General features: G+C 41.4%; 18 protein-coding genes and 1 tRNA gene. 5 read left to right on the top strand and 14 right to left on the bottom strand.

Annotated features, from left to right (window positions below; genetic code table 11):
- Window positions 1-238 precede the first annotated feature (238 nt).
- Entirely contained in the window at window positions 239-4,426 is a 4,188-nt protein-coding gene (locus tag DSL64_RS28455; protein WP_158547994.1) for a T9SS type A sorting domain-containing protein, read from the top strand.
- A 68-nt stretch (window positions 4,427-4,494) separates the two neighbouring features.
- On the opposite strand, the gene DSL64_RS28450 is transcribed toward DSL64_RS28455, so the two are convergent.
- The 13 genes from DSL64_RS28450 to tgt form a co-directional block, all read right to left on the bottom strand.
- Window positions 4,495-5,382, bottom strand: coding sequence for a LysR family transcriptional regulator (locus DSL64_RS28450; protein WP_115834368.1), 888 nt, complete (start codon window positions 5,380-5,382; stop codon window positions 4,495-4,497).
- A 20-nt stretch (window positions 5,383-5,402) separates the two neighbouring features.
- The gene (dnaG, locus tag DSL64_RS28445; protein WP_115834367.1) at window positions 5,403-7,409 is read right to left on the bottom strand and encodes a DNA primase; all 2,007 of its coding nucleotides are present in this window, start codon (window positions 7,407-7,409) and stop codon (window positions 5,403-5,405) included.
- Between the two features lie 756 nt (window positions 7,410-8,165).
- Complete coding sequence (locus DSL64_RS28440) at window positions 8,166-9,131, bottom strand: glycosyltransferase family protein (RefSeq protein ID WP_115834366.1); 966 nt, start codon at window positions 9,129-9,131, stop codon at window positions 8,166-8,168.
- A gap of 18 nt (window positions 9,132-9,149) precedes the next feature.
- Window positions 9,150-10,439 carry an MATE family efflux transporter gene (locus tag DSL64_RS28435; protein ID WP_115834365.1) on the bottom strand — a complete coding sequence of 430 codons (1,290 nt, stop codon included), beginning with the start codon at window positions 10,437-10,439 and terminating at the stop codon, window positions 9,150-9,152.
- 406 nt (window positions 10,440-10,845) lie between these two features.
- Window positions 10,846-11,838 (bottom strand): hypothetical protein, encoded by a 993-nt coding sequence (locus DSL64_RS28430; protein WP_115834364.1) that lies wholly within the window; start codon window positions 11,836-11,838, stop codon window positions 10,846-10,848.
- Window positions 11,826-13,172, bottom strand: coding sequence for a CDP-glycerol glycerophosphotransferase family protein (locus DSL64_RS29385; protein ID WP_115834363.1), 1,347 nt, complete (start codon window positions 13,170-13,172; stop codon window positions 11,826-11,828). Before DSL64_RS29385 ends, DSL64_RS28430 begins: the two co-directional genes overlap by 13 nt.
- Entirely contained in the window at window positions 13,159-13,866 is a 708-nt protein-coding gene (locus tag DSL64_RS28420; protein ID WP_115834362.1) for an acylneuraminate cytidylyltransferase family protein, read from the bottom strand. Before DSL64_RS28420 ends, DSL64_RS29385 begins: the two co-directional genes overlap by 14 nt.
- Window positions 13,863-15,008: a UDP-N-acetylglucosamine 2-epimerase gene (neuC, locus tag DSL64_RS28415; protein ID WP_115834361.1), complete on the bottom strand. Its 1,146-nt coding sequence runs from the start codon at window positions 15,006-15,008 to the stop codon at window positions 13,863-13,865. The genes DSL64_RS28420 and neuC overlap by 4 nt, the downstream gene beginning before the upstream one ends.
- Window positions 15,005-16,009: an N-acetylneuraminate synthase family protein gene (locus DSL64_RS28410; protein ID WP_115834360.1), complete on the bottom strand. Its 1,005-nt coding sequence runs from the start codon at window positions 16,007-16,009 to the stop codon at window positions 15,005-15,007. Before DSL64_RS28410 ends, neuC begins: the two co-directional genes overlap by 4 nt.
- A 57-nt stretch (window positions 16,010-16,066) precedes the next feature.
- The gene (locus tag DSL64_RS28405; protein ID WP_115834359.1) at window positions 16,067-18,337 is read right to left on the bottom strand and encodes a GumC family protein; all 2,271 of its coding nucleotides are present in this window, start codon (window positions 18,335-18,337) and stop codon (window positions 16,067-16,069) included.
- A gap of 180 nt (window positions 18,338-18,517) precedes the next feature.
- Window positions 18,518-19,621: a UDP-galactopyranose mutase gene (glf, locus tag DSL64_RS28400; protein WP_115834358.1), complete on the bottom strand. Its 1,104-nt coding sequence runs from the start codon at window positions 19,619-19,621 to the stop codon at window positions 18,518-18,520.
- 120 nt (window positions 19,622-19,741) lie between these two features.
- Window positions 19,742-21,193: an OmpA family protein gene (locus DSL64_RS28395; RefSeq protein WP_115834357.1), complete on the bottom strand. Its 1,452-nt coding sequence runs from the start codon at window positions 21,191-21,193 to the stop codon at window positions 19,742-19,744.
- A gap of 225 nt (window positions 21,194-21,418) precedes the next feature.
- Entirely contained in the window at window positions 21,419-22,552 is a 1,134-nt protein-coding gene (tgt, locus tag DSL64_RS28390; RefSeq protein ID WP_115834356.1) for a tRNA guanosine(34) transglycosylase Tgt, read from the bottom strand.
- Between the two features lie 111 nt (window positions 22,553-22,663).
- On the opposite strand from tgt, the gene DSL64_RS28385 reads away from it, so the two are divergent.
- The 4 genes from DSL64_RS28385 (at window position 22,664) to DSL64_RS28370 (ending at window position 24,865) form a co-directional block, all read left to right on the top strand.
- Window positions 22,664-23,794, top strand: coding sequence for a glycosyltransferase (locus tag DSL64_RS28385; protein ID WP_115834355.1), 1,131 nt, complete (start codon window positions 22,664-22,666; stop codon window positions 23,792-23,794).
- Complete coding sequence (gene rsmG / locus DSL64_RS28380) at window positions 23,785-24,405, top strand: 16S rRNA (guanine(527)-N(7))-methyltransferase RsmG (RefSeq protein WP_229217265.1); 621 nt, start codon at window positions 23,785-23,787, stop codon at window positions 24,403-24,405. The genes DSL64_RS28385 and rsmG overlap by 10 nt, the downstream gene beginning before the upstream one ends.
- 33 nt (window positions 24,406-24,438) lie before the next feature.
- Window positions 24,439-24,720, top strand: a complete 282-nt coding sequence (locus tag DSL64_RS28375; protein WP_115834353.1) for a hypothetical protein — start codon at window positions 24,439-24,441, stop codon at window positions 24,718-24,720.
- Between the two features lie 71 nt (window positions 24,721-24,791).
- Window positions 24,792-24,865, top strand: a tRNA-Asn gene (locus DSL64_RS28370).
- Window positions 24,866-24,952: 87 nt separating this feature from the next.
- Here DSL64_RS28370 and DSL64_RS29075 read toward each other — a convergent pair.
- Window positions 24,953-25,141: a hypothetical protein gene (locus tag DSL64_RS29075; RefSeq protein ID WP_158547993.1), complete on the bottom strand. Its 189-nt coding sequence runs from the start codon at window positions 25,139-25,141 to the stop codon at window positions 24,953-24,955.
- Window positions 25,142-25,824 lie beyond the last annotated feature (683 nt).

Raw genomic sequence — 25,824 nt, 5'->3', positions numbered from 1 at the left:
GTCAGCGGACAATGTAATTTCCTTGACCTGCTTTCCTTACATTAAAAATACGTCAATTTAATTCTGATTTAGTATAACCTTTGTTAGACAAAACCAGCGCTGTCGTTTACTTCATATGAATTTTAAAAATTTAATAAGTATTGTTTTTTGCCTCTGTTTCCAGTTTGTAAGTGCTCAGGGTACGGACACCCCAACAATCCAAATATCTGGTATTGAAGCTATTTGTACCCACAAAGAAATGAAGATTCCGGGAAGCTTCACGGGTAGTTTTAACGAAAATAACAGATTCACTGTCGAATTTGTTGAAGCAGCAAGCAAACGGGTAATCGGCAGCTATCCGGCTATGTATAAGGCTGGCTATTTCCTTTTTACAGTTGATAATGACAATTTGGCAACGATTACCTCAATAGATTTTAGAGTTTCTGCCTCAAATCCTGGCGTGGTTAGTAACATCGTTTATGGCTACCTATTATATAATCGAGGGGAAATCTTCATGACAAAGCCTGCCCAGATTGGGGATACACTAAACCCTGGTAACAGAATTACATTGACATTTGCTAGTACGTCTAATGTGCCTGTGAACATTACGATGAATGACAGTTCAAGGTTTGAAGTTCCAGCGAGATCTTCTGTTTACCAGAATTATTCTGCTTCGGAAAAAGGTGAAATTTTTATCGTAAAGGCCGAAAACGGTTGTGGAGTTCAGGTTCCTTCTCCGGGGAAGATAACGTATAAAGTCAACCCGATCTCAATCAATTTTCTCAAATTTAAGCATACAGCGGTCTGCGCCGGAATGGATGTGGAGGTAAGTTATGCGACCCATGGCGGGTCGATTCCGGCATCAGCAAAGTTCAGGCTCCGCTTTAAGAAAGCTTATTCAGAAATGGCCGACTCTCCGGATTTTGAGTTGGTCGCTACGCGTAAGTCAGATGGGATTTTGGTTGCGAAGATCCCTGACGGAATTGCAGAAAACATACATCCTACGCACAACATCCGGTACAATATGACCATTATTGTAGATTCGCCAAATCTGGTAAGTCCATCTGTAGAGGCTGTAGGGATATTCAGAAAGCCGGTTCCGACAATCACCAGCCAAAGTAAAACCATTCCGATGGGCAGTGACTTTGATTTGACATTTACAGTTAGTGGGCCGGGTCCTTTTGCTTTGGAGCTTAGTAACGGCAATTTTGCTTTTTCGCAATACAGTGACTACATTTCAACAAGTGTAAAACCTCTGAAAACAGAAACTTTCTACGTCAAGTCGCTGAGGTCTGCCTGCGGAATTTCGACGGATCTCCCAACGCAAAATGTGGTTGCCACTGTGGAGCCAGGAATTTACCTGCCGATTACCGAAAACACAACATTTGACAACAGAAACTTTGATATCTGTGAAAATCAGAAAGTGAGGTTACCTTTCCAATCCAACGTTGCGCTGCCTGCTGAAACCAAGTTTATCATGGAAGGCATCACCCGAAGCAATAAAATTTATCAGTTTGAGGCAAAAATGTTAGGTGATTCGATTGAGTTTTTCGTACCCGCTTCTCCAAAAGAATGGGTGGAGGAAGGATACTTTAGTATTACAACATTCAGGCTTAAATCGATAAATCCAGCTTATACCTCCAAGGAGGTATACGGTTTTTCCATTCATGGAATGCCGAGAATAAAGTATGATTTTTACAGGCCGACAACCTTGCCATACGCTCAAAAATATAGCTACAACGTCCGGATCACGGGAGGGACAACTTTTTGGATGTACGATAAAAACGACAATGAGGATTGGGGAGGGAACGATATGGTCGTGGAGACTTTTGTAGACAAGACAGGCAACTATCAGCCCAAGTCTATTCGTAATGTGTGCTACAATGCAACATCCATTCCACCGGTTCATCTGACGGTTGAAAATTATACAAGCACAGCACCGGTGGTCACAGTCATTCCCTCTTCTGATAAAAGAGTGATATGCGATACTGGTGATGTGGAAGTGTACTTTGAGGCCCTGGGGCAATTTGCAGACAATAACGAATTTAAAATTTACTTAACCGACAATCCCAACACTACTTTGTTGACTGTTAAAAAGCCGGGAAGGTATAAGCTTCCTCTTACCGATAAACAGGCATCTGAGTTTCATAGGATAGGAGTTAGTTCAACCAACCCTGTTGTGAGGGACGAAAGTACTGTGATGGTATACAGGGAAGTAAAACCATATCTCGTTACGGACAGCACGAACACCAACAGTGCCGAAAATCCCTATTTGGTCAATCCTAATGACAGGCCTACTGGGGATTTGTGGGGCGTTGGAAGTAATTCATTTTACCAGTATGTTCCCATTACACTTAATTTCTCGGGGAATGGTAAGAATTATTCGTTCACAAGATTAGATCTCAGTCAGAGAAATTATATATATCCTCCAAAATCTGTCGTAACTGCCTATACATTAAACTCGGCCACCAATATATGTGGAACAACACTGTTCAATAACACCGCATATGTTTTGTGGAAAGGGTATGAAATCAATCTGATCGATTTTACAAATACTCGAAACTTTTGTGTGGGCGAAGAGATGGTGGCGCGGTTTGGCGTTACCGGCGGACTACCTCCATCGGGGACACAATTCAATCTGCAGCTGGCAAAAGCCAACGGAGATTTTCAGACAATTTCGCGTGTTGGATACACAGCAGGAGAGTTCAGAGTTACGATTCCCGACCTTGCAACGGGTAATTATGCTGTGCGTATACTGTCTGATGATCGAAGTTATTCACGAAGCTACAACTTGCGGATATTTGCCAAACCAACTGCAACGATTGCTTTGGGGAAGGATGCTCCCAATCCTGCAGTGGGAATTCCTGCCGGCAGTTATGTTACTTTGGCCTACAACCTGAAAGGTGGGGAGCCCTATGTGGTTTCAACCACGGGATTCGGCGAGAAGGAAGTTAATATATCCAGTTATGAGGCTGGATACCAGTTTGTTCGTAGTGGTGTGTATCAGATAGAATCGTTGAGAAACCAGTGCGGTTACGGAACGTTTTCTGGTAGTGTTGCTGTGAAGGTAACTCCGGTTGTAAAAAAAGTAACTGCAAGAACTGAAACCAGTTGTATTGGAGGGGCAATTACAGCAACGTACTTGGTGGAAGGAGAATTAGAATCGGAGCAGAAAGTGGGTTTTTATCTCTCAGCGTCAAATAGCCGGAAAGTCGAATTAGGGTTTGCAGCCAGTAAGTCAGGATCCGTCAACCTATCGGTTCCTGCGAATCTGAGCCCGGGAGTGTATATTCTGACTTGCTATATCACCGGGATCACAGAGGTCGCTAATTCTGAACCTATTTATTTGGATAAGGCGCCTGCTCTGGAAATAATGGGAACAACCACTATTAATGCAGGTGAAACTACTTATATCGAAGTACGTCCGAAGGAGAATGGTGGTAAGAGGGTCAAGTTAACGCTTTCAAACGGAGTTTCACAAGAGCTTTATTTTTCTGACTTGCGCAGCCGCTATATTGCAGTTTCCCCTACTGCGACCACGAGCTATACAATCAAAGCAGCGGAGAGTTCCTGCGGGCCGGTATCATTCTTAGGAAGTGCGACGGTGATCGTCAACCCGGTATTAGCAGAGGCTGTCAAAATCAACTCGGTGGTTGGAAGCAGACCTTCTACGATCTGTGAGGCAGACAGTGTACAGATTTATTTTACAAAAATAGGCAGCTTCACAGCAACCAACCGTTTTACGGCTAAACTTTATGACAACCAGGGTAAATTTATCCAGGATCTTGCTTCAGCAGGGAAGGAATCTCCTTTGAAAGTGATTGTTCCGACCGGATTAACTGCGACAAATTCTTATCGCCTCCGAGTGGTAGCGACGGATGTGAATACAAGCTCTTCTGATTATGCCTGGCCCGTTGTTTTCTCTGTTAAACCAACAGCCTCTTTTGCAAGCAATCGAGTGGAAGCCGATGCAGATGGAACTGCAAAAATTGTTGTCAAACTGGAAGGGAGTGCAAACTGGACATATACCTATTCCAACGATTTGGGCTCTCATGTAAGGAGTTCACAAACACAGACAGACACGATATATCTGGCTAACTTAAATGCCGTCACTTATAAGCTGTTATCGGTTTCAAATGTATGCGGAACTGGTAAAATCACTGAACCGTCATCCGTGACCGCAGCGCTTGTACTGGGACTTGAAGGTTCCACAAGCGAAGAAATTAAAATCGGTCCGAATCCGGTGGAAAGCCAGCTTCGTATTCAGTTTGGCTCCGATGCAAAGCGATCCCTTACCCTATATACAGTAACCGGTGTCCAGATGCAGTACACTCACGCTCATGGGAAGGAAACAGTATTAGATTGCTCAGGTCTTGCTTCGGGTACGTATTTGTTGAAAGTGGAAGAAAAGGGAATTTCGAAGGTGGTCAGGGTTGTGAAGTTGTAGCTTCTGCGATATTAATTAATGCAAGTTGTATTTTTAGCACTATGCAACTTGCATTAATTAAGGAAAAACTATTTTCGTTCGAGTGAGGCAAATTTCATAAAAAGCTTTGCAAGAGGAGATGGCTGACCTTGCCTGTATACGAAAGAAAACATACGCTGAATGTCAAGTCCTTCTACATCAACGATAGTCAGCCTGTCGTCAGCTAATTCCTGCCTGATGCTGTAAATAGACAGGAAGGCAAAGGTATCTGAAAAGACCAGGTAGTTTTTGATACTTTCTGTACTTCCCAGCTGCATTTGTATGTTCAGCTCGTTGTAAGATAAGCCTAAGGCTGACAAATGATTATCAATAATCTCGGCAGTTCCCGAACCACTTTCTCTGATAAGTATAGGTAGCGTGGAAAGTTCCTTCGCGGTTATCACTCTTTTTTTATTACTTTTTTTTGCACCGGTTACAAGCACAATTTCATCCTGCAGAAAAGTGGTGTATTTAAGATCTGTATGGCGAACAGGACCTTCTACCAGCCCAAGGTCTATTTTTTTACGGATGAGAAGTTGTTCAATATCAAGAGAATTTGCGTTGGTAAGTTCAATGTGGATTTCCGGGAAGCGATTGTGAAAATAGGCCAGGTACTGAGGAATAACATATTGTGCAATTGTAGTGCTGGCGCCAATCTGTAAAACTCCCTCGGTTTTGTTTTGTAGCAGGTTAATATCAAACTCCAGTTTCTGATATTGTTCAAAAATCAGGTGTGCATGCTGAAGCAGTACTTCTCCTGCTCTGGTAAGCTTGATTTGCTTGCGGCCTCTGTCGAATAAAGTGATCGCATAATGTTGCTCCAGTTCTTTGATATGTTTTGTTACGGCAGGCTGGCTGATGTGCAACTGTTCCGAAGCACGATTAAAATTGAGGGTTTGAGCAACCGTATAAAATACGCGTAAACGGAAATCAGCCATAAAGTATCGTTAACAGAGTACTAACCTACAACATTACCCAATTCCTTCGCAGCAGCCATGCTTATTCCTTTATAAAAAAGATATTCCTTCATTACTGCAATTTCTTCTTCCACTGTTTTAGCTTGAATTTGCTGTTGCTGACAGGCTTTCATTTTTTCTTCAACAAACGCTTTTTTCAACCTCAGGATGTTCACAAAAGCAGTTTTATCCAGAACATCCGTTTCGAATGGAACGTAAATCTCAAACTTTTCAGACCATAGCTCACTCAGCTCATACTTGGGAGTAAGCCATTCTATGGTCATATTCCGGATTTCGGACTCGTGATGGTTTAAAAAGTATTCAGTCGGTAATACAGAGTTACGTCCTAAATGCTCCCTGAACATAGTTAGTAAGTGGCTGAACACCGTATCCTTAAAATCTATCCCCTGGATTTCTCCTAATACATATTGAGAAACAGTAGTGCCGGGTTCCAGCTCTTTGGTTCCATAAAGTACCAGGAGTTTAATAAACGCCTGCTCCTGATAGTAAAGTCTGGAATGTTGTACCAGTGCTTCCTGCTCTTCTACGGGCGGGCCAAACAAATCGACAGGCGGGCCGTCAAACGGAGCAGGATCAAATGGATTTATATTATTATTTGAGAGGGGAATATCTGCCGGTCCGGATGGTGAAAATCCGGATTGACGACTGGTTCTTTCCTGAGGCTTTTGAGACTGTTGCTTACGGAGTAGCTTGTTCCCTTCTGTAATAAGCATCTGTTCGTCCACTTTCAGCATATCAGCGGTACGGTGGAAGAATACCTGCCGTTTGATGGCATCCGGTATTTTGATAATGCTGTTTACTACATCGCCAATAACCGCTGCAAGCCGAAACGGGTCATTACCAGCATCCTGAAGTAAAGTCTCTGTTTTGAAAGTGATAAAATCCTTAGATGCCTTTCTTAGGTATTCTTTAAAGGCCTCTGCACCTACTTTGCGAACGTAACTGTCCGGATCATCTCCATCCGGGAAAAGAACGACATTTACATTTAAGCCTTCTTCCAGAACAAGATCTAGTCCTCTCAGAGCGGCTTTGATACCGGCCACGTCACCGTCATAAAGAATAGTAACATTAGGAGTAAAACGGCCAATCAGTTTAATCTGCTCAGTGGTAAGTGACGTTCCTGAAGATGCCACCACGTTTTCTATGCCGGCCTGCTGTAGTGAGATAACATCCGTGTAACCTTCCACCAGATAACAATGATCTTGTTGCCGGATGGCATTTTTGGCCTGATATATTCCGTAAAGAACCTCACTTTTGTGATATACCTCAGTTTCAGGCGAGTTAAGGTATTTAGGCTGATTTTTATCTGTCTTGAGTATCCTGGCACCGAAGGCAATAACTTTCCCCGCGACATTATGAATAGGAAAGATAACACGACCGCGAAAACGATCATATCCACCGCTGTTACTGCCTTCCTTATGAATGAGCAATCCTGCTTTTTCTAAAACTTCCGAAGAATAGCCTTTTTCTAATGCCTCTTTTGAAAAGGAATCCCATTTATCCAGACTATATCCGAGCTCGAATTTCTTAAGTATGTTGTTGCTGAAACCGCGCTCACGAAAATAGCTCAAACCAACTGCCTGACCTTCTTCGTGCTCATGCAAATGCTGCTGGTAGAAATTTTTAGCGTAATTAAGGACAATGTAGAGGCTTTCACGAGCATTTTGCCTTACTGCTTCTTCATTGGTTACTTCCTCTTCCTCGATTTCTATGCCATATTTATCTGCCAGATATCGCAGCGCCTCGCCATAGCCTATTCCGTCCACATCCATTACGAACTTGATGGCATCACCGGCAGCACCACATCCGAAACATTTGTATATCTGTCTTACCGGATTGACGTTGAAGGAGGGAGTCTTTTCATTGTGAAACGGACAACATGCCGAGTAATTAGCCCCTTTCTTCTTTAAAGACACAAAATCACCCACCACCTCAACTATATCGGCGGTTTGTTTAATTCGATCTACGGTTTCGGGATTAATACGCATGTTACAATGATTATCGGGAAGTGTCTTTCAACCTTGTTAGTATCAGTAGCTAACAGGTTTTTCATTTTTTTTGTCCATTTCCATTCCGAAAATCGAGAAAAAGGGGATTTTCTAACAAAATAAGTATATCCTGATGGTATTTCATAGCAGAACGGGAGTACAATAAACAGAAGTGGGAATTTGTAACTGTTTATGTACTTTAATCTATTGAAATATGGCCATGCTCATTTGTGATTGGGAGTTGAAACTTTCCAGAGCAGGATATTTACAGAAGTCTGGTGATGTATGATAAATTTTCATGTATCAACACCTATTTTTGCAACAATTTTTAGGAATGTTACGTTATCATTAACAGAGCTTAGTGAGTATCAAGAGTTGCTTTACCTAGTACTATTGTTAGTTCACGGTCTGAAATTATCCTAACTTACAGCATTTACTACCGTATAGTATGGAGTTATGAAGGTGTAAATTAGAAAGGTTACGGTCTGATAGTAAGGTATAAAGGAGTATAAGAATTGGTTTTAAACTAGAAAACATCAAATTTTTATTACAAATTGCTTAGAATTGAGAAAATCATTACCCAAAGTTTTTTTGTGATAAGTTTAATTTGTTATTTTGCGGTATCAATTCAAAATGAAGATTTCTTAATAACAGATATATATAGAAATTAAAAATATAGTGTGTGTATAGTGTGAAACAGGGCATGGAAGTTTTTCTATGCCTTTGTTTTTTTTCTGAATCGCATTACGCACATGGCTATCGATGCAGATAAGAATTATACAAGCAAACTAATGTTCCGGTAACATTCATTTCATTGCTCCTTTCCCGTTTACACATCAGCGCTTCTTCCAGCTCACTCACCACATCCAGCTCTAGAACACTTTGATAAATCTTGCAACCTTTAGGTCTCGGGACGCAATCCGTGGCGAATACTACTAATCCTTTTTCCAAAGCTTCATGCACAGATATGGAATCTCCGTCTGTGGTTGTATTCCGAATCATGGCATCGGAATAATCTAAAATGTTAAGGAAGTCATGTGGCGTCGAAATAAAGCAAACATTCCGCGGTAGCATTCTTTTGGCTCTGATATAGGTAAAATATTGCCCGGACGAATCAGAAATGATCAGTCCGGCTTTCGGCATAAGGACAAATGCATCTATCAATTCTGAAATTCCATAAATTTCTCTTCCTGAGCTATCGAATGATAACGTACTTGCATTGGTGCAGAATAAGTACTCATAATCAGTGGCGAATGCCTGAATCAATAACGAAGTTGCGGGTGAAAGAAGCTCCTGGAACGTAGCGGGTATATATGCACCGATCCGGATTGTCGCAGGATTCCATTGTATTGCGAGAAGTTCGCTTGATTCATTCTGAACAATTGGTACAGTACAGTATTTACAGGAAAGTGCTGTTAACATGTTTCTCAGTTTTCCGTATCTCCCGATGTTGCCATGAAAAGTGAGAATCAATATTTTTCCGGTGAATCTTGAAAGAAGAGCTGTCAGTAACTGAAAATAGGGGTTAGATGTGTGCAGATGAATGACATGGTGAGAAAAAATGCGTTTTATGATTTTCAATAAGGATGCGTCATTTAAATCAAGGAAGTCGAAATGGGGGAATCCTGCAACCCCTAGTTGTTCCAGCAGTCTGCGAACATGAATGGTAACTCCGCCAATGGGAGGAGGTGTTTTACCAATTATAAGAACCCTATCTTTCATAAATTTCCCGGTTCCAAATTAATTATCTCTCTCAAACTGTTTGTTGATCAACTTATGCCAATCTTCTTTTGCCGATAGCAATAATGTGTTTAGTGTAGTGTTGGATTCCTTCCTGACCAGAAAAATACAGATAAGCGCAGTTGCCAGGGCGGAGAGGATAGAGGAGTAACAAAGACCAATTACTCCATAAGCAGGACAAAATAAAATACACGAGATAGCGAGTGTCAAGATGCCGGCCAGATATGTGCAGATGACTGTTGTTGTCTTTTCTATTGCAACAAAATGATTCACTGAAAGTGTGAAAATACCATGCAGCAGTATCGTTGGTGATAAAAGCTGCAATAGTCGCCAGCTTGGAAGGTACCGTTCTCCGAACAGATAGAGAAAAACAAACCCACCTGATGTCAGTACGAGAATTAAGATAATCAACATCAGGGCACCGGAATAGCATATTACCTTAATCAAAAATATTGGACATGACCGGGATTTGAGGGTTCGATTGAAGATAATGGGCGTTATCGCTGTGTAAAGAATCAGAAATGCTTCTGAAAGATTGGAAGCAAGTATAAAATACCCCAGCTCCTTTGTAGAAAGGTAATGACTGCCTGCGAGTACCGGGAGACGTGCCAGACTATATTGTAAGATGACCAACGGAAACATTTTAAGGGCCATTCTGATGTAGTCAGTTGCTATTTTTGAGTTGACTGAGAGATGAAAACTGTGGACTCTGTTTTTCAACAAGCTTATGACTGCCATCAGGATCCAGTAAGTAATTTGTCCGGCTATGACTATCTGAACCGGATTTGTACTCATGAAAGCAAACCCGAGTAGACTGGTTTGTATGATCAATGGAACAATTTGTGATGTGCTGTACGCTTTGTAATCACCTTGTCCTAACAGGTTTATTGGGAGTGTCATAGATAAAATGACAATAGGAAGAAAGGGAATCAACTGTTCAAAAATTTCTTTTCCGAATGTGTCGTTCCCGAATTGCCAGGTAACGATGTGCGGGGAAAGAAGGTAGACAAAAAGTAAACCGGAAATACTCAGAATGACAGATGAAACCATTGTAATCGTTAGTATCTCATTTCGGGAACCGGCGTGTTTTGCTGCGACAAACTGGGTGGCTGGAACTGTGCCCAAAGAGCTCCATCTTGCAAAAAGAGTGGTAAGATTGAGTGCATTACCGAGGGAACCGAGTTCTGAGGGGCCGAGTAAGCGCGCAAGAAGGATTCTGCACAGCAACAGAGCGACTATAGAAAAGGCCTTTGTGAGAAATGTAAAAGAAAAGGATTTCAGAAAGTTCATATAGTAGCAGCTATTGAATTTTCGCCTTCTTTCTGACTCTTAGAATGAAAATATATCACCATAAGTAGCATAGGGGCAATGCAGTTGATGCTGATACTTTTGCCAGTCAGGATTACAAAAGTGCTTCCTACGGTATGGTTGAAGATCAGGAAGAAAATTAGGGAAAGTAGAAAGTTGGTATTACGGGTTGCATATCTGTTTCGGATTAAGGTAAATAGTAGTCGGGACAGTAAGGAATAAATGAGAGTTACACCCATTATTCCCTGCTCGGCCAGAAGTGTAAACCATAACGAGTGTGCCTCTCTGTATCCCGGCCCCAATAGCTCGAAGCTGCCTGTTCCATGACCGAAGAGTGGTTTTTGTTTAAAAAGTTGATAGGCAGTTTCATGAATTTCGGATCTGCCGCTCAGCCTATCCAGATTGTTGACATGACAGAAAATGATCCTATGTCTGCAAATCTTAGTGTCCAGAAATACATCAGGTCGAGTTGGCCGATATATGTCAGAATATCGGAGAAGTAAAAACAGACAACTACACCCAAGGGAATAATCCATTTAAAATTGATAAATCCCGGGTTACTCATACATGTTAACAGGATGTAGGGCAACACAATGAGCAGGGCTCCCCGTGAGAAAGAAAGTATCACTATTGCCAGGAAGAGAGCAGTCAATGCAATTTTGCCTAATGCAGACCATTGTGCTTTTAATGCATATTGTATCGAAAATGGCCAGAGTAGAATGAAGTAAGCCATTGTTGTGTTGGTATCAGCTATGTTGCGGGTAGCCAAAAGATTATCCGTGCCTTTGTAACCGGCACCCAGATAGACCAACCCGATTGAGCCAATACAAAATAGCATGAACAGGATACTTACATATTTTTCTGTTTCCTTACTGAAATCTGTCGCCTGGGCAGCGGTATGCAGATAAACAAATAACAATGGAATTGTCAGAACATACATTACAATCCCGCCAAATATAATCTGTGATAGGTTGGGAGAGATAGCAAGGAACAGACTACTCGAAATAAGCCAGATCAGTATAATTACGGAATAGTTACCACCAGATCTTTTAGGTGTACTGGTGAGGAAATGGACCAAATAAGTATCCAGGATAATAAATGGTATAAGTCGCCAGAGGGAGTTTCCACCGGTGGTGAAATGATACCTTTGGAAAATATGAAAGAACTGTGCAAAGATTGGGACGGACAGTACAAAAAATAGCTTGTGGCGTGAAAAGGTAAAAAGCGAGACTACGGTGTAAATGATAAAAAATATTACTCCCAAACTCTGAAAAGAACTTTCTCCGAGATGTAGCAGGTTCATGGCAAGCATTGAAAGTATTGCTGTCAGAGCCAGTGAGATGGCGATCTTTTGGATGATTTCCCGTATTACGTCAACCATTGATGGATACAATTCATGGTGATTTGACTTGCCGGAAGTTTCGTTTGCGGGATAAAATCCCGCAATTTATCCCGGTTATAGATCATCTGTTTCCCGGTAAGTAATGAGTCCAGATGCTGGAATAATTCTGCTTTACTGTAAACAGGCTGATCAATCCCCAACTTATTCAATGCCAGTTGATGGGAATAAGAATAAAGTCGTTTTACTGATAAGTGATCAGGCATGCGTGAGTTGCCATCATAGGCAATACTGATCACCGGTTTGTTGCATAATGCAGCTTCCAGGCGAATTGTAGATGCCACCTGTACACAAACTGCACATAACCGGAGAGCATAAGCAAGTCGTTGCAGATCGTCTAAGCGTGGTATAGATGAACCAGCTGTAATGGATTCAAAATAATTTATTTTTAACAGCGGATGATTTTGGAACTGCTGATACTTTGTAGCGTCATCACCAGGATGGGTACGCAAAATAATTGTCACATTCTTCGCTTTCTCTGCATATTTGATCAGATGGTTAAGAATGTCTGCCTGATCTGGGAAGTGCTTAATGCCACTCGTGGCAAATAGAATGATCCTGTGATTATCAGGAATGTCTGCAGATAAGCATTCAGCGTTTCCTATCTCTGTTTCATTGTATATATCAAATCTCGGAATTCCTGTAATCTCAACTTTGGCACGCTGATGACTTAAAACGGAATAATATTGTTTGTATTCCTTAGCCATGATATTGTTCCAGACCAGTACATAATCGTGATCTGCGTTAATTACTCCTTTGGATGTAAGGTTATCCCAGCTTATTATGATTGCCAAAGAACGCACCTGTTTCGTTTTAAGGTTATTAACAATCCTGTTTTCTCTGTTATCAAGCGGAGATGTTGAGATAACTCCATCGAAATGTATATGTTCCGCAAGATTGGCGGAGGGGAGTTGAATAATCAATCTTCTTAATGAATGAAGCAAAAAAACTGATAGAGTGGGAAACCAGGTAAGACAGGCTACTATTTTGATTAGGAACTGACGTAGCCAGGGTAGTTCCAGATTTTTAATTTGTTGGGTTTCGATATGAAAATGATTCATGAACAGTAACTTTTCCATTCTTCGGGCTATTTTCAAGAGAGCCGGTTCTTTACAGATCTGAAGATTACAACGATGAATATGAATACTGAAATTTTTGTTGATCATCATTCTGGCTTCTTCGTCGATGATATCGGATAGTAAGTAAATTTCATATGCTGCGGCCAACTCCCTGATCAGTCCACTATGGATTACATTGGTGGCAGCATAAGCATTTGTGATGAGCAGAAGTATCCGTTTCTTTTCAGGAGTGTCCATTGTTGATCAGGATTTCGGCTTGTTGCCAGTCTTCGATAGTATCTATATTAATATCAGCTCCCGTTTCATTGAGAAAGCACGTCGGATTTTCTCCCAGTATTTTCCCCTTTCCTATGAGCTCTGTGCTGCTAATATAAATTTGTCCATCCCGATAGAAGGTTTCAGGGAGTTCCTGGCGACGGGGAATAATATCCTTATCACCGGTAGCAATTGTAAACCGTCCGTCAATGTTTTCATATACCCAATGCGGATTGTATTTATCCGGAACCCTTTTCATCGATGCCAGGCTATCTGATTTAGTAGCCAGAATTGTTTTTATGGCAAGATCAATGAGACCAGTAGGCCGGAACGGACTGGTTGGCTGAAGTAAACAAACATAATCGAAGCCGACATTTGCTGCGTCGTAGTATTCAATGATGTGTTGCAGCACTTTGATGGTCGGAACTTCATCGCCACTAAGTATTTCAGGGCGCAAAAATGGCACATGTATTTTCGGAAATATATCCGCAGAAGCAGCTATATTAGTGCAGTCTGTAGATAGAATGACTACATCGGGAAGCATTGCCTCACTGGCTGCCTGAAATGTGTAATGGATCAGGGGCTTTCCACCGAGCATCCTAAGATTTTTACCCGGAACGCCTTTTGAACCACTCCGTGCGGGAATGACGGCCAAAATGCGATGAGCGCTACTCATGAGTTTTGTTTATTTGGTTGAAGCGTATTCACGATTTTCACAATGTCTTCTCCCGAATTGCCGGTGCCGTATAGATTGTCGGGGGCATAGTATCCATGATCAATTTGCTGCTGAATAGCTTTTCCAATATTGATAGCATCATGATCAGTATCAATGACATTGGCGGCGCGTTCTCGTCCCACTTGTCTGTTACCTATGTTTACAACAGGAACGCCCATGTATGCTGATTCTCTGATGCCAACACTGGAATTACCAATAAGGCATTTCGCATTTTTTAATAATTTGAGGAAATCATGCGGCGACATATTTTTGAAAAAATGAATAGGCGTACGCGGATACATTTCTCTGTAAGTTCTCATGCGCTTGGCAATCGCGTCTGTTCCGGCGTCAGCATTTGGCCAGAACCAAAACGCCGGTAAGTTCTGCCTTTCAATAGCCAGAAAGGTCTGTTGGATCTGTTCATCTGCTGAAGTGTGTTCGTTTGTAACAGAATGCTGCATGACAACCAGATAGCCTTTAGAGTAGTCAAATGAAACTCCCACACCGCCGTATTTACTGAATGGATTGAAATCTAATGTGTGGTTTTGCATCACTTCAGCTGCAATATCAATAGAAGGGCAACCTGCATTGAAAACGTTCTCGGGATGGGCTCCCATTTGTATCACTCTTTTTCGGGCGTTATCAGTGGCTACAAAATGGAAGTCTGCAAGTTGGGTGACCGCATTGCGTACTTTATCATCAATGTTGCCACTCACTTCTCCACCCTGTAAGTGGATGAGCGGAATATTCATGATTGCAGCCGCCGTGGCTGTAGCGATGGTCTCGAAACGGTCGGCGATCGTAATTACAAAATCGGGCTTGTGCTGAGCAAAAAAGGTAGATAATTCTATCATGGCCAGGGCTACGGTTTTCGGAGAATCAGCTACGCTGCAACTTTCAAGTATATTGGAGAATCTGGCGTTGATTTTAAATCCGTCTTGTATAATCTGATCGGCTACTGAACCGAACTTATCACATAGTGCGCTACCTGTTACGACAAGTGTCAGTAGGAAAGAAGGGTGTTTTTCAATGGCAGCGAGAACAGTTTTGATCCTGCTATAACTCGCCCTGGCTGTAATTACCACACATATGTTACGGTTCATACCAAATCTGTTTCAGTGATGAAATCCCATTTTTTTAGATTTTTGTTAATTTTTTTTCCAATCACATTTTCAAATTGTTCAGGAGGAATTCCCTTACCCTTAGGCTTCTTCGTTTCGAGATCGTCAATGCTGAGGATATGCCCTGCCGAAAGTGTTTTATTGACGGACAGAGATTTTTCGAAAAGAAGTTTCATTTGGATGTAATCAGAATGTCCACTTTTATTCACCGGATTGTTGATTGCTTTTTCAATTTTTCTGATGCCGGAGATCAGATACTTGATTTGACATGGCGTAAGTGAAGATGATGCGTCCGGCGTTACACTTGCTGTACTGTCTGTTACATGAAATTCTATTATCTCTGCACCCACTGAGGCTGCTGCCAGAGAAGCAAAAATGTCTCCTGAATGATCAGAAAAGCCTGTTGGTACGTCATATCTGCTTTTTAGATTTTTGATTTGATTCAATCCCCATTGTTCTTCGCAACATGGATACGCCGAAGCGCACTGCAGTAAAGAAAAACGGGTATCTCTATTTTTTAGGAAATTGCAGGCAACATCAAGTTCCTTAATGGAGCTCATCCCTGTAGATAAGATTATTTCTTTTTTTGTTCTGCTGATAACATCAAGCATCAAAAGATTACAGGTATCACCGGAACCGATTTTGAATTTATCAACCTGAAGGTTTTTGAGAAGATCAACGGCCTGAAGTGAACAGGGTGTAGCCAGAAAGTCGAGACCAGTGCGCTCGCAATGCATTTTCAATCCAGCCCATTCATCATGAGTGAATTCCATTCTTTTCCAATAGTCCATGCGCGTTTCATGTCTGACAGAAGGAATCCGGAATGAATCGAAGGCGCTGCTTTCTGCATCTGCAATATGGATTTGAAATTTGGCTGCATCAACGCCTGTGGTTGCAAGCGAGTCAATGTAGATATGTGCGGCTTCTATGCTGCCGTCATGTGCCTGACCTATATCCGCAATGGTATATATAGCTGACTTCATCACCGTTAACTTTTTGATTTCAGAATAACAGGTATTGTTGAGTAGTCTTTCTATTTACTAAGCGCCATAAGCATATCCATATGGTGTAGCGCGTTTGGCATTATTCAATATGATATGAAGTTTTGGTAGTTGCTTGGTCTCGTAGCTTTGTTGAATAGCTTCGAGTTGATGCCTGAATGTGAAGTTTTGCCGTACTACGTAGAGTGTCAAATCGGCATATTGACTTAAAAGTTTGGCATCGGTCACTAACTCAAAGGGCGGGCTGTCGATAATGACGTAATCATACTGCTCTTTGAGTTCGGTAATAGCCTGTGTTATGCGGGCACTTTCAATCAGTTCGGCAGGATTAGGAGGGATAATCCCCGCGGTAATCACAGAAAACTTGTTGTCATAATTTTGTGTAAAAGAGTTCAATGGTGCATTTGAGATAGCATAATCTGAAATTCCCCTTTCATGCAAGCCGAGTGTTTTGCCTACTTGCGGTCTGCGCAGGTCAAAATCCGCAAGAATAACCCTTTTTCCGGAGAGATGTAATGATTGACAAAGATTGGTTGCTACGAAGGTTTTACCCTCCTCACTCATTCCCGAAGTAATCAGAATAACCTTATTCTTTTGGCCAGCTACGATGAATTGAAGATTGGTTCGTAATACACGGAACTGTTCTGCTATCGGATTTCTGTCAAATTCAAAAGGTGTTCCCCGATGAAATTCGATTTCTCCGATTAGGGGAGCTTTTACTTTTTCAATCAACTCCTTTTTGGAACTAAGACGGACATTAAAGATGTCGCGCAGACTGAGAATGAACACTGGAATGAAAATACCTGATAGTAGTGCAAGTAAAATCGTTATCTGTCTGTCAGGAAAAATGGGGTAATAATCTGCCATGGGAGCATCAATAATTCTTCCATTAGGTAGATTTGAAGATCTGGAAATTGAAGTTTCAATTTGTTTTTTTAGCAGGAAAGTATGTAAATCCTGTTTAATCTGAAGTTGACGTTTGATATCCAGAAATGCCCTTTCAACTGTTGGTATTTTTCTCATTTGTGACTTTAAGGCATCTGAAGCGCTGGAATTTGACTGGTAAATAATATCCAGCTCCGACTTCCGGGATTCGATATGTCTTATGAGTTCCTGCCTTACATCTGCAACTTGCTTGTTCAAGCTCTGCATCAACGGATGGGCATCTCCGGTTCCCTCTTTCGCCTTTTCCCTTAGCAATTGTATTTCGTTGTATTTACTTATGGTTGCAAGAAATACAGGTTGCTGCAGAATAATGGAAGAGGGAATAGGCTCATTTTTGTTTGATTTAACGAACTGTAATAAAGATTCAGCCATGTTAAGCTGGCCTTGTATCTCATTACTTTCGGAGTCATATTTAGCCAAATCGGTTATAAGAAGCCGGGACTGCTCTGTGAGGTCTGCAAGTTGATGACTCCTTCGGAACTGTTCCATTTGCTGTTCCAGAGCGGCTACTTCCCTGGAAACTGTATCCAGATTACTATTGATAAAACTGATTGTTTGTTCCGCAATCCTGTTTTTATCAGCCTGACTGACTTGCAGATAATTGGCGATCAATCGCTTTAGTATTGCTTCCCCTTTTACAGGATTTAGGTCGGTAAGTTTGATCGTGATAATGCTGACCTGCTTGTTAGTCGCTGATACTCTCAATGCCTGGCTGTACTTATGCACCGTTTCCCGCAATCCGGAAATAGTCATTTCATAGGTGTTATCATTATCCGGCCGTTTAATGCCTACACTAACTATCGCTTTTCCTTCCGGTAACTGTACGGTGTCTCCCGGGGCAACAATCCATGATTCGTCTGTAGCAGAGATTTCCAGAGAATCGTGTTGAAGAAATTGAATTGTATAGACTTTGGGAATTTGTTTTTTGGATAAAACCGGCGTTTCAATGAAATGAAGCAGAATAGGGGACTGGTCAAATAGCTCAGTAGTCTTAATGTTCCCTTTTACGGAACAGGTTGTAAACAGTTGGAGATCCTGAACTACTTTCTCCATCAACATCCGGCTTTTAAGAATCTCCACCTCGTTGTCTATATTGCTTTTTCCGGAGGATAGTCCGAGATTTTCCATGATAGCAGCTTCGCCAAGATCAGTACCTTTGGTGTCGTCTTTAACCAGAATGGTGGAGGTAATTTCGTAAACCGGTGTTGTATAGCGGAGATAAATGAATGCAGTTAAAAGGCATAAGCCGGTAGATACTAATACCCATGGCCAGTTTTGGAGTAATTGTACAGACCTTTTCACGATCTGATTTTCCTCTGGTCCGGCGGATGGTGTCTTCAATATATCTTCCAGAGTCGTACGCATAACTGAAAAGATAGGGTTTGAGAATGGCTCTTCGCTTTCTGTTCAATTTTGGTTAAAGCCGAAGTGAGTTTGAGACGGGCTTGTGGGAGATAAGTCTCATCATGTAGTAAGGAGAATAAAAAAGCTCATTCGTTCAATTAAGAACAAATGAGCTTCTAATCTTACTAATGCCTGAAATGGTTATGCGAAATGCTTTTTTACTCTACTAAGTGCGGAGCCTACGACCTGGTGCATGTCATAGTAGCGGTACTCAGCAAGGCGTCCACCAAAGATCACATTTTCTTCAGCTGAGGCCAGAGCCTTGTATTTATTGAATGTTTCTGAATTCTTATCATCATTCACAGGATAATAAGGTTCTGCACCTTTGGTCCACTCTTGCGGGTATTCATGCGTGATCACCGTTTTGTCTTGTGTACCGAACTCGAAGTGCTTATGTTCAATAATACGTGTGAATTCCGTTTCTCCATCTGTATAATTTACAACTGCATTGCCCTGATAGTTGTCCTGATCCAGTAACTGATTTTCAAATCTCAGGCTGCGATATTCCAGAAATCCGTACTGAAAATTGAAATATTCATCAATCTGGCCTGTGTAAACGATTGTTTCAGCCAGTTCGGAAAGCGCTTCACGGTCTTTAAAAAAGTCGACTCCAAGTCTGGTTTCTATTCCGTTTAGTAAACCCTCCGTAAGCTTATTGTAACCACCGATGGGAATTCCCTGGTAGCGGTCATTAAAATAGTTATTGTCAAAGGTAAAACGTACAGGTAGACGTTTAATAATGAAAGCGGGTAGCTCTGTCGCCTTACGTCCCCACTGTTTCTCTGTATATGCTTTTATCAGCTTTTCATAGATATCCGTACCTACCAGCGAAATAGCCTGCTCTTCCAGATTCTTTGGATCTGTAATGCCTGCTGCTTTAACCTGCTCCTGAATTTTAGCCTGAGCTTCTGCAGGTGTTTTTACCTTCCACAACTGATAGAAGGTATTCATATTGAAAGGCAGGTTAAACAACTCTCCGTAATAGTTTGCTACGGGAGAATTGGTGTATCTGTTGAATTCAACGAATGAGTTTACATAGTCCCAGATATCCTTATCATTGGTGTGGAAAATGTGTGCACCATATTTATGTACATTAATACCCTCAACATTTTCGCAGTAAACATTTCCTCCTGTATGCTCGCGTCGATCAATTACTAGACATTTTTTACCTCTTTTATTGGCTTCGTGCGCAAATACTGAGCCCCACAGCCCGGCTCCAACTATTAAATAATCGTACTGTTTCATTTGAATAAACCCTTTTTTACTAGTGCGGATGTATAAGTTTTGAGATCGTAAATCTACTTAGTTAAAATAAGAAAGGCTCCTTGCGGAGCCCTCTTATTCATTTTAATATTTTGTCGCTGCTTATGGAAGCAATTTCAATTCTACGCGACGGTTTTTCTGAAGACCTGCCTTAGTAGCGCTGTCAGCAATTGGCTTGAATGCTCCGAAGTAGTCAACAATTACTTTGCTAGGATCAGACAGACCTGCTTCGTTGATCAGGAAGTTTTTCACTGCATCCACACGACGACGTGATAGAGCCATGTTGTAACGATCTGTTGCACGACGGTCAGCATGACCTGCAAGTTGCAAACGGCATCCGTTTTTGTTCATCAACTGAGCCACGTTTTTCAATATTTCCTGGAACTCAGGTTTGATCACGTTTTTGTCAGTTTCAAACTGAACGTTAGCGAATATTTCGCTGCAAGCTGCACCAGTTGCCAAAGCATTTTTCACGTAAGTATCGAAGTCAAGAACGCGACCGCTACCATCTACGATTGCTCCGGCTGGTGAGTTAGGCTCTTTATCGAAGAAGTCAGAAACACCATCACCATCTGTATCAAGTAACAAACGTGGGTCGATATCTTTTGGACGGTTTGCTTTCGCAACAGAATCCATTTCTTCAAGTGTAAGGATCTTAGGTGCTTTCAACAATACCTTAGGATCTGTATAGCGCAGGTTGTAGTAACCATCTTCTGGTTTGTAATCCCATTTGCCATCTACTTTCTTCACTTTAAGTGGTTTCTTACCTAGTTTGTAAGTAAGTTGGATTGCTCCGTAACCATACTTATCAAGTTCTGAATTTCCTTTGCGGGAAGTCTTCTGATTTTTGATAGCATTCAAATCAGGAGTCAAATCATAGTCTCCACCGTAAGTTGCATCAAGATAATCTGAATTGACGTGGTTCAAACGGAAGTCAAGCCCAAGGTCAAGGCGTGAAGTCAATTCATAATTGATGTTAAGACCAGTTGGAATTACCCAGTCATTTTTCTTACCTGTTTCGCGCAATGGCACTCCACCTGTAAGACTGTACGCTGTAGCGTCGTAGAATACACGACCAACACCGGCGTATACATCTACTTTCCATCTCTTCATTTTGTTTGGCCCTAAAAGAAGTCCTTTAAGGTTTACAGTTCCTGAAAGAGAAACATCACCATAATTACCTTCAAAGTAGCGACCGTAGTTACGGCTCTTCATACCTCTCAGATTTCCGATAGATCCGTCAAGACGAGCACCGAAAAGATAAGAAAGTTGTTTGTTGATACTGATTCCTCCCTGAATAGTTCCGGATTCCTTGTGTCTGTCCAAAGAAGTTTTGGTTACAGGCCAGAAATCATATTCCCTTAGGTCTCCAAAAAACATTGATGGTCCGAAATGGGCAGAAATTGACCATGTATTTAATTTGTAAGGGCCATCATAAGAAGCTTTAGGATTGTAATCCGGAGAATTCGGCTGCTCCAATGGCTGAGCGATAGATGGCAGAGCCACTAACGCACCCAAAGCAAACGAATAAATCAACTGGGATACTTTTTTCATACTATTCAAGTTAGCGTTATTAAGATTAACTAGGATTGATCTGGTAATCAATTTTATGAGTAAAAAAATAAACTATTTCATGGCGATTTATCATTCATCAAAAATGCCTAGTGGGCACAAAATTAGGTTAACTATATCATTAAATCAACCTCTGTCCATTTAAATGGACAAACTTTCCCACTGTTTTTTAAAAACTTCCCGAAAGAACCTTTCATTTTCGAACTTTCAAAGTCGTTGCATCAATTTTTTTTCCATTTCCTTCTTCCATCCTGAGAATTCTCCCGAGATGATTTTTTCTCGCGCCGTATTCACCAGCCAGAGATAAAACGTTAGGTTGTGTACGCTTGCTATCTGTGCCCCGAGCATCTCCGCCGACTTGACAAGGTGACGCAAATAAGCTTTTGTATAAAAGGTACTGACGTAACCACCAAGATTCGGATCAATGGGCGACAAATCGTCCTTCCACTTTTCGTTTTTGATATTAATGATTCCCTCTGTGGTAAAAATCATGCCATTACGAGCATTCCGGGTCGGCATTACACAGTCGAACATATCTACCCCTAACGAGATACACTCCAAAATATTGGCTGGAGTACCTACACCCATCAAATAGCGGGGCTTATCGCGGGGCAAAATATCACATACTACCTCTGTAAGTTCATACATAATTTCAGCCGGTTCCCCTACAGACAACCCCCCGATTGCATTGCCTTCCCGACCATAAGATGCGATCGTTTCAGCAGATTGTTTTCTGAGGTCTTTGTACACACTTCCCTGAACGATAGGGAATAAGGTTTGGCTGTATCCGTAGTGAGGTGTTGTAGAATCAAAACGTTTACAACATCTGTCCAGCCACCGGTGCGTCATCTCCATGGAATTTCGCGCGTAACCGTAATCGCAGGGATAAGGTGTACACTCATCAAAAGCCATAATAATGTCAGCTCCAATGGTACGTTGAATATCCATCACACCTTCAGGTGTGAAGTTGTGTATGCTACCGTCAATGTGTGACTTAAATACCACACCTTCTTCATTAATTTTTCTTCCGGTACCTGCGAGTGAGTAAACCTGATAACCGCCGCTATCTGTAAGGATAGGTCTGTCCCATCCGTTGAATTTGTGCAAGCCCCCTGTCTTCTGAATAAGATCCAGCCCCGGGCGCAGGTATAAATGATATGTATTTCCTAAAATAATCTGCGCCTTCACATCTTCCTTCAGTTCGCGCTGGTGAACAGCTTTCACTGTACCCGCAGTACCTACAGGCATGAAAATCGGCGTCTGGATGGTCCCGTGGTCGGTTTCGACTACCCCGGCTCTTGCCTTTGTATGGGGGTCTTCAACTTGTAGGGTAAAATTCATTCGGTATTTTAAAATGTTGGTATGCAAAAATAGGAGTAAGGTTTCTAAGAATCCTGACAATGACTGTATATTTGTACAGAATATGGCAAAAATTTACAACTCTCTTCAATTGTGGCGGATTATTTACTCTATGTGTTAGGGGCGTTTGTTCTTATCCAGCTGTGTTATTATCTCTTTTTCTTTACCCGACTTGCCTTTTACAGCAAAAACTCGAATTACGGAGGTTCCGCACTTGGTATCACTGTGTTAGTGTGTGCATGGAATGAAAAAGAGAATTTGCAGGAACTGATTCCTTTGCTGGATGCTCAGGAATATCCGGAGTTTGAAGTGATTTTGCTGGATGACCGGTCAGATGACGGAAGTGAGGAATATATCCGGGAGAATATCAATAACTGGAAAAACATCAGATATATCAGGATCAACGACCAGTTTGATCATGTAACACCGAAGAAATATGCGCTTACGGTAGGAATGAAGCAGGCTAACTTTCCTGTAGCGTTGATGACCGATGCTGATTGCAGGCCGACATCTGTTCACTGGATTGCGGCCATGGCATCACATGTAAGTGATGAACGGGATATCGTATTAGGCTATTCTCCGTATGAAAAGGAGCGTGGACTGCTGAATTGGTTTATTCGCTGTGAGACATTTTATACTGCTGTCCAATATTTGTCGTTTTCTCTGGCAGGGATAACTTATATGGGAGTAGGAAGAAATATCCTGTATAAGCGATCCGTGTTTTTTGAGAATAAGGGCTTTTATACGCATCGTAAGGTGTACGGCGGAGATGACGACCTTTTCCTTAATGAGGTATCGACGAGTCGCAATACTACCATTTCTATTGATCCGGAGTCATTCGTATATTCCAAACCTAAGACCACTTGGTCGGCCTGGTACAGACAGAAACAGCGACATATGTCTGTGAGTACTCATTATAGATTAAGGAATAAGCTGTTGCTCGCTTTGCTGTCGGGTGCTCATGTGGGAGTTTGGACAGCTGGTATTGTAACCCTTATGTATGGTTTGTTACAACATGATGTGCTGCTTCTGCAAATGTTGGGGATCATATATGGAATAAGGTGGTCCGTTCAGTTGCTTCTTCTTCTTATTATTAATAGTAAGTTGGGACGTACAGTCGAATGGGCAAGTTTCCTCTTTATGGACCTGGCATTCTATATTTATTATTTAGTGTTTGGCATGATTACACTTACCAGACGAAAACCAAGAACGACATGGAATTAATTCATAAATACTTTCCTGATTTGACCGAGACGCAAGTCAGCCAGTTTGCACAGCTGGAAGAACTATATAAAGATTGGAATGCTAAAGTGAATGTGATTTCGAGGCAGGATATTGATACATTGTATGAAAGACATATCCTCCATTCGCTGGGTATTGCCAAAGTGATGGCATTCAAGCCGGGAACATCTGTATTAGATGTAGGAACCGGGGGTGGATTTCCGGGAATTCCTTTGGCGATTCTATTTCCTGATTCACATTTTCACCTGGTAGACAGTATAGGAAAAAAAATCAGGGTCGTTCAGGAAATCGCGGATGCAATCGGTCTGAAGAATGTAAAAATAGAGCAAAAAAGAGCAGAGAGGCTGGAAGATCAATATGAATTTGTAGTGAGTCGGGCGGTAACAAGGCTTGCGCCCTTCGTAGGCTGGATACAAAAAAATATCAGCAGGAATTCATTCCACGACTTAAGGAACGGTATTTTATATCTTAAGGGAGGAGATTTGCAGGAAGAATTGAGCGAGGTTAAGCAGAAGACAAAGACTTATGATTTGTCGAATTATTTCGCTGAAGAATTCTTTGAAACAAAGAAGGTAGTATACGTACCTTTGTAACCAATATTCAAAAATAAATAACCTGAATTAAAAATGAACGAGAAATATAGTGCAAGTGCACTCATGAATCCACTTTTTCCGGATGAAGTATCTTTTGGAGAAAAAGGAGTAACCTTCAAAGTACGTAAACTGTTTAAAAGTACAGACAACTTTGTTTTCTATTCTGATATCTCTGGTGTAGAGATAGAGAACGGAGTCATTTTTTCGACCATTCGTATCATTCCCCGTATGCGTCCCGAAATTATTATTAATAATTTTTCAAAAGGAGATGCTAAGAGAGTCAAGGAGTTAATTCTTCAGAAGGTTCAGGTTTAATAATTTTTGTCTTTTGTGCTTGCGTTTTACATTTTAACTCCCTACATTTGCATCACAATAATCGACAACATTCCTGAATAGCTCAGTCGGTTAGAGCATCTGACTGTTAATCAGAGGGTCGCTGGTTCGAGCCCAGCTTCGGGAGCCTGAAAGCACTTAGCAAGAAATTGTTAAGTGCTTTTTCATTTTGAGCATCTGCTGAGCAATTTCGGTCTCAGTGCCAAATGTAGCATCAAGCCAAAAATCTATCCAAAGATTCATCGGATTCATCAAAACTTGTAAATTCGAAATAATAGGATTTTTGGATCTCTGAAAATACGATCGCAAACTGTAAATCGTCTTTGACAGAATCGCCGGCACTTCCATTCTCATACCCTATCAAAAGAATTGAGGATAGGGATGCAAAGGATCTTGTTCTCATTCTATAATAATAGGGGATCACCCCAAATTTCGGAAAGGGTTATAGCTTTACAAGCCATCCAATATTATTTAAGCCTCCCCTTTATTATATGTATGATTATCGTCAGATTGTTGTTGCTTCTGATCGGTGCGTGTTGTAATTTGTTTATCTATCTCTATGCTACTCCATATCTTCTTTATATATGTAGTGGTCACTGCCAGTAATCTCGGAGGACTACATGAGAAAACCTCGGCATTTCCATCACCTGGATTTTTCAATACTCTTTCTTTTTGCTATCACCGGTAATAGCAGGTCATTGTCTGGGATTACTTTAAATCTGCAGACGTCCGCCCAGAAGTTGAAGAGGTATCAGTCCTGGCAGCCTATCTCATCAGGCTTTGTATAAAAACTATTTCTGTTCTATATAAGTAGCGGAATAACTATTATGCATGTCTCTCTCTTCTTACTAATAGGATACGTCACTAAAAGAGTGATTTCTGATTAGTTGTCGTTCAAAGTCATTTCAACGGCTCTCAGGGATCTCTTTACAACAGAATTTCCCACCCATTGAAAATTTTCCAAAAACTTTCGATTTTAAATATCTATAATAGAGTGACTTGCGAAAAGTATTGAAAAAAGTTGCAAATTATTTTCCCCAGTTTCTTGCGTATTAAAAATAAAGCTGCCACTTTTGCACTCCCAAA

It is taken from the genome of Dyadobacter luteus (genome assembly GCF_003383615.1).
GTDB classification, from domain to species: domain Bacteria; phylum Bacteroidota; class Bacteroidia; order Cytophagales; family Spirosomataceae; genus Dyadobacter; species Dyadobacter luteus.
The sequence above is the reverse complement of the archived record's forward strand: the minus strand, read 5'-3'. Positions and strand labels throughout refer to the sequence as shown.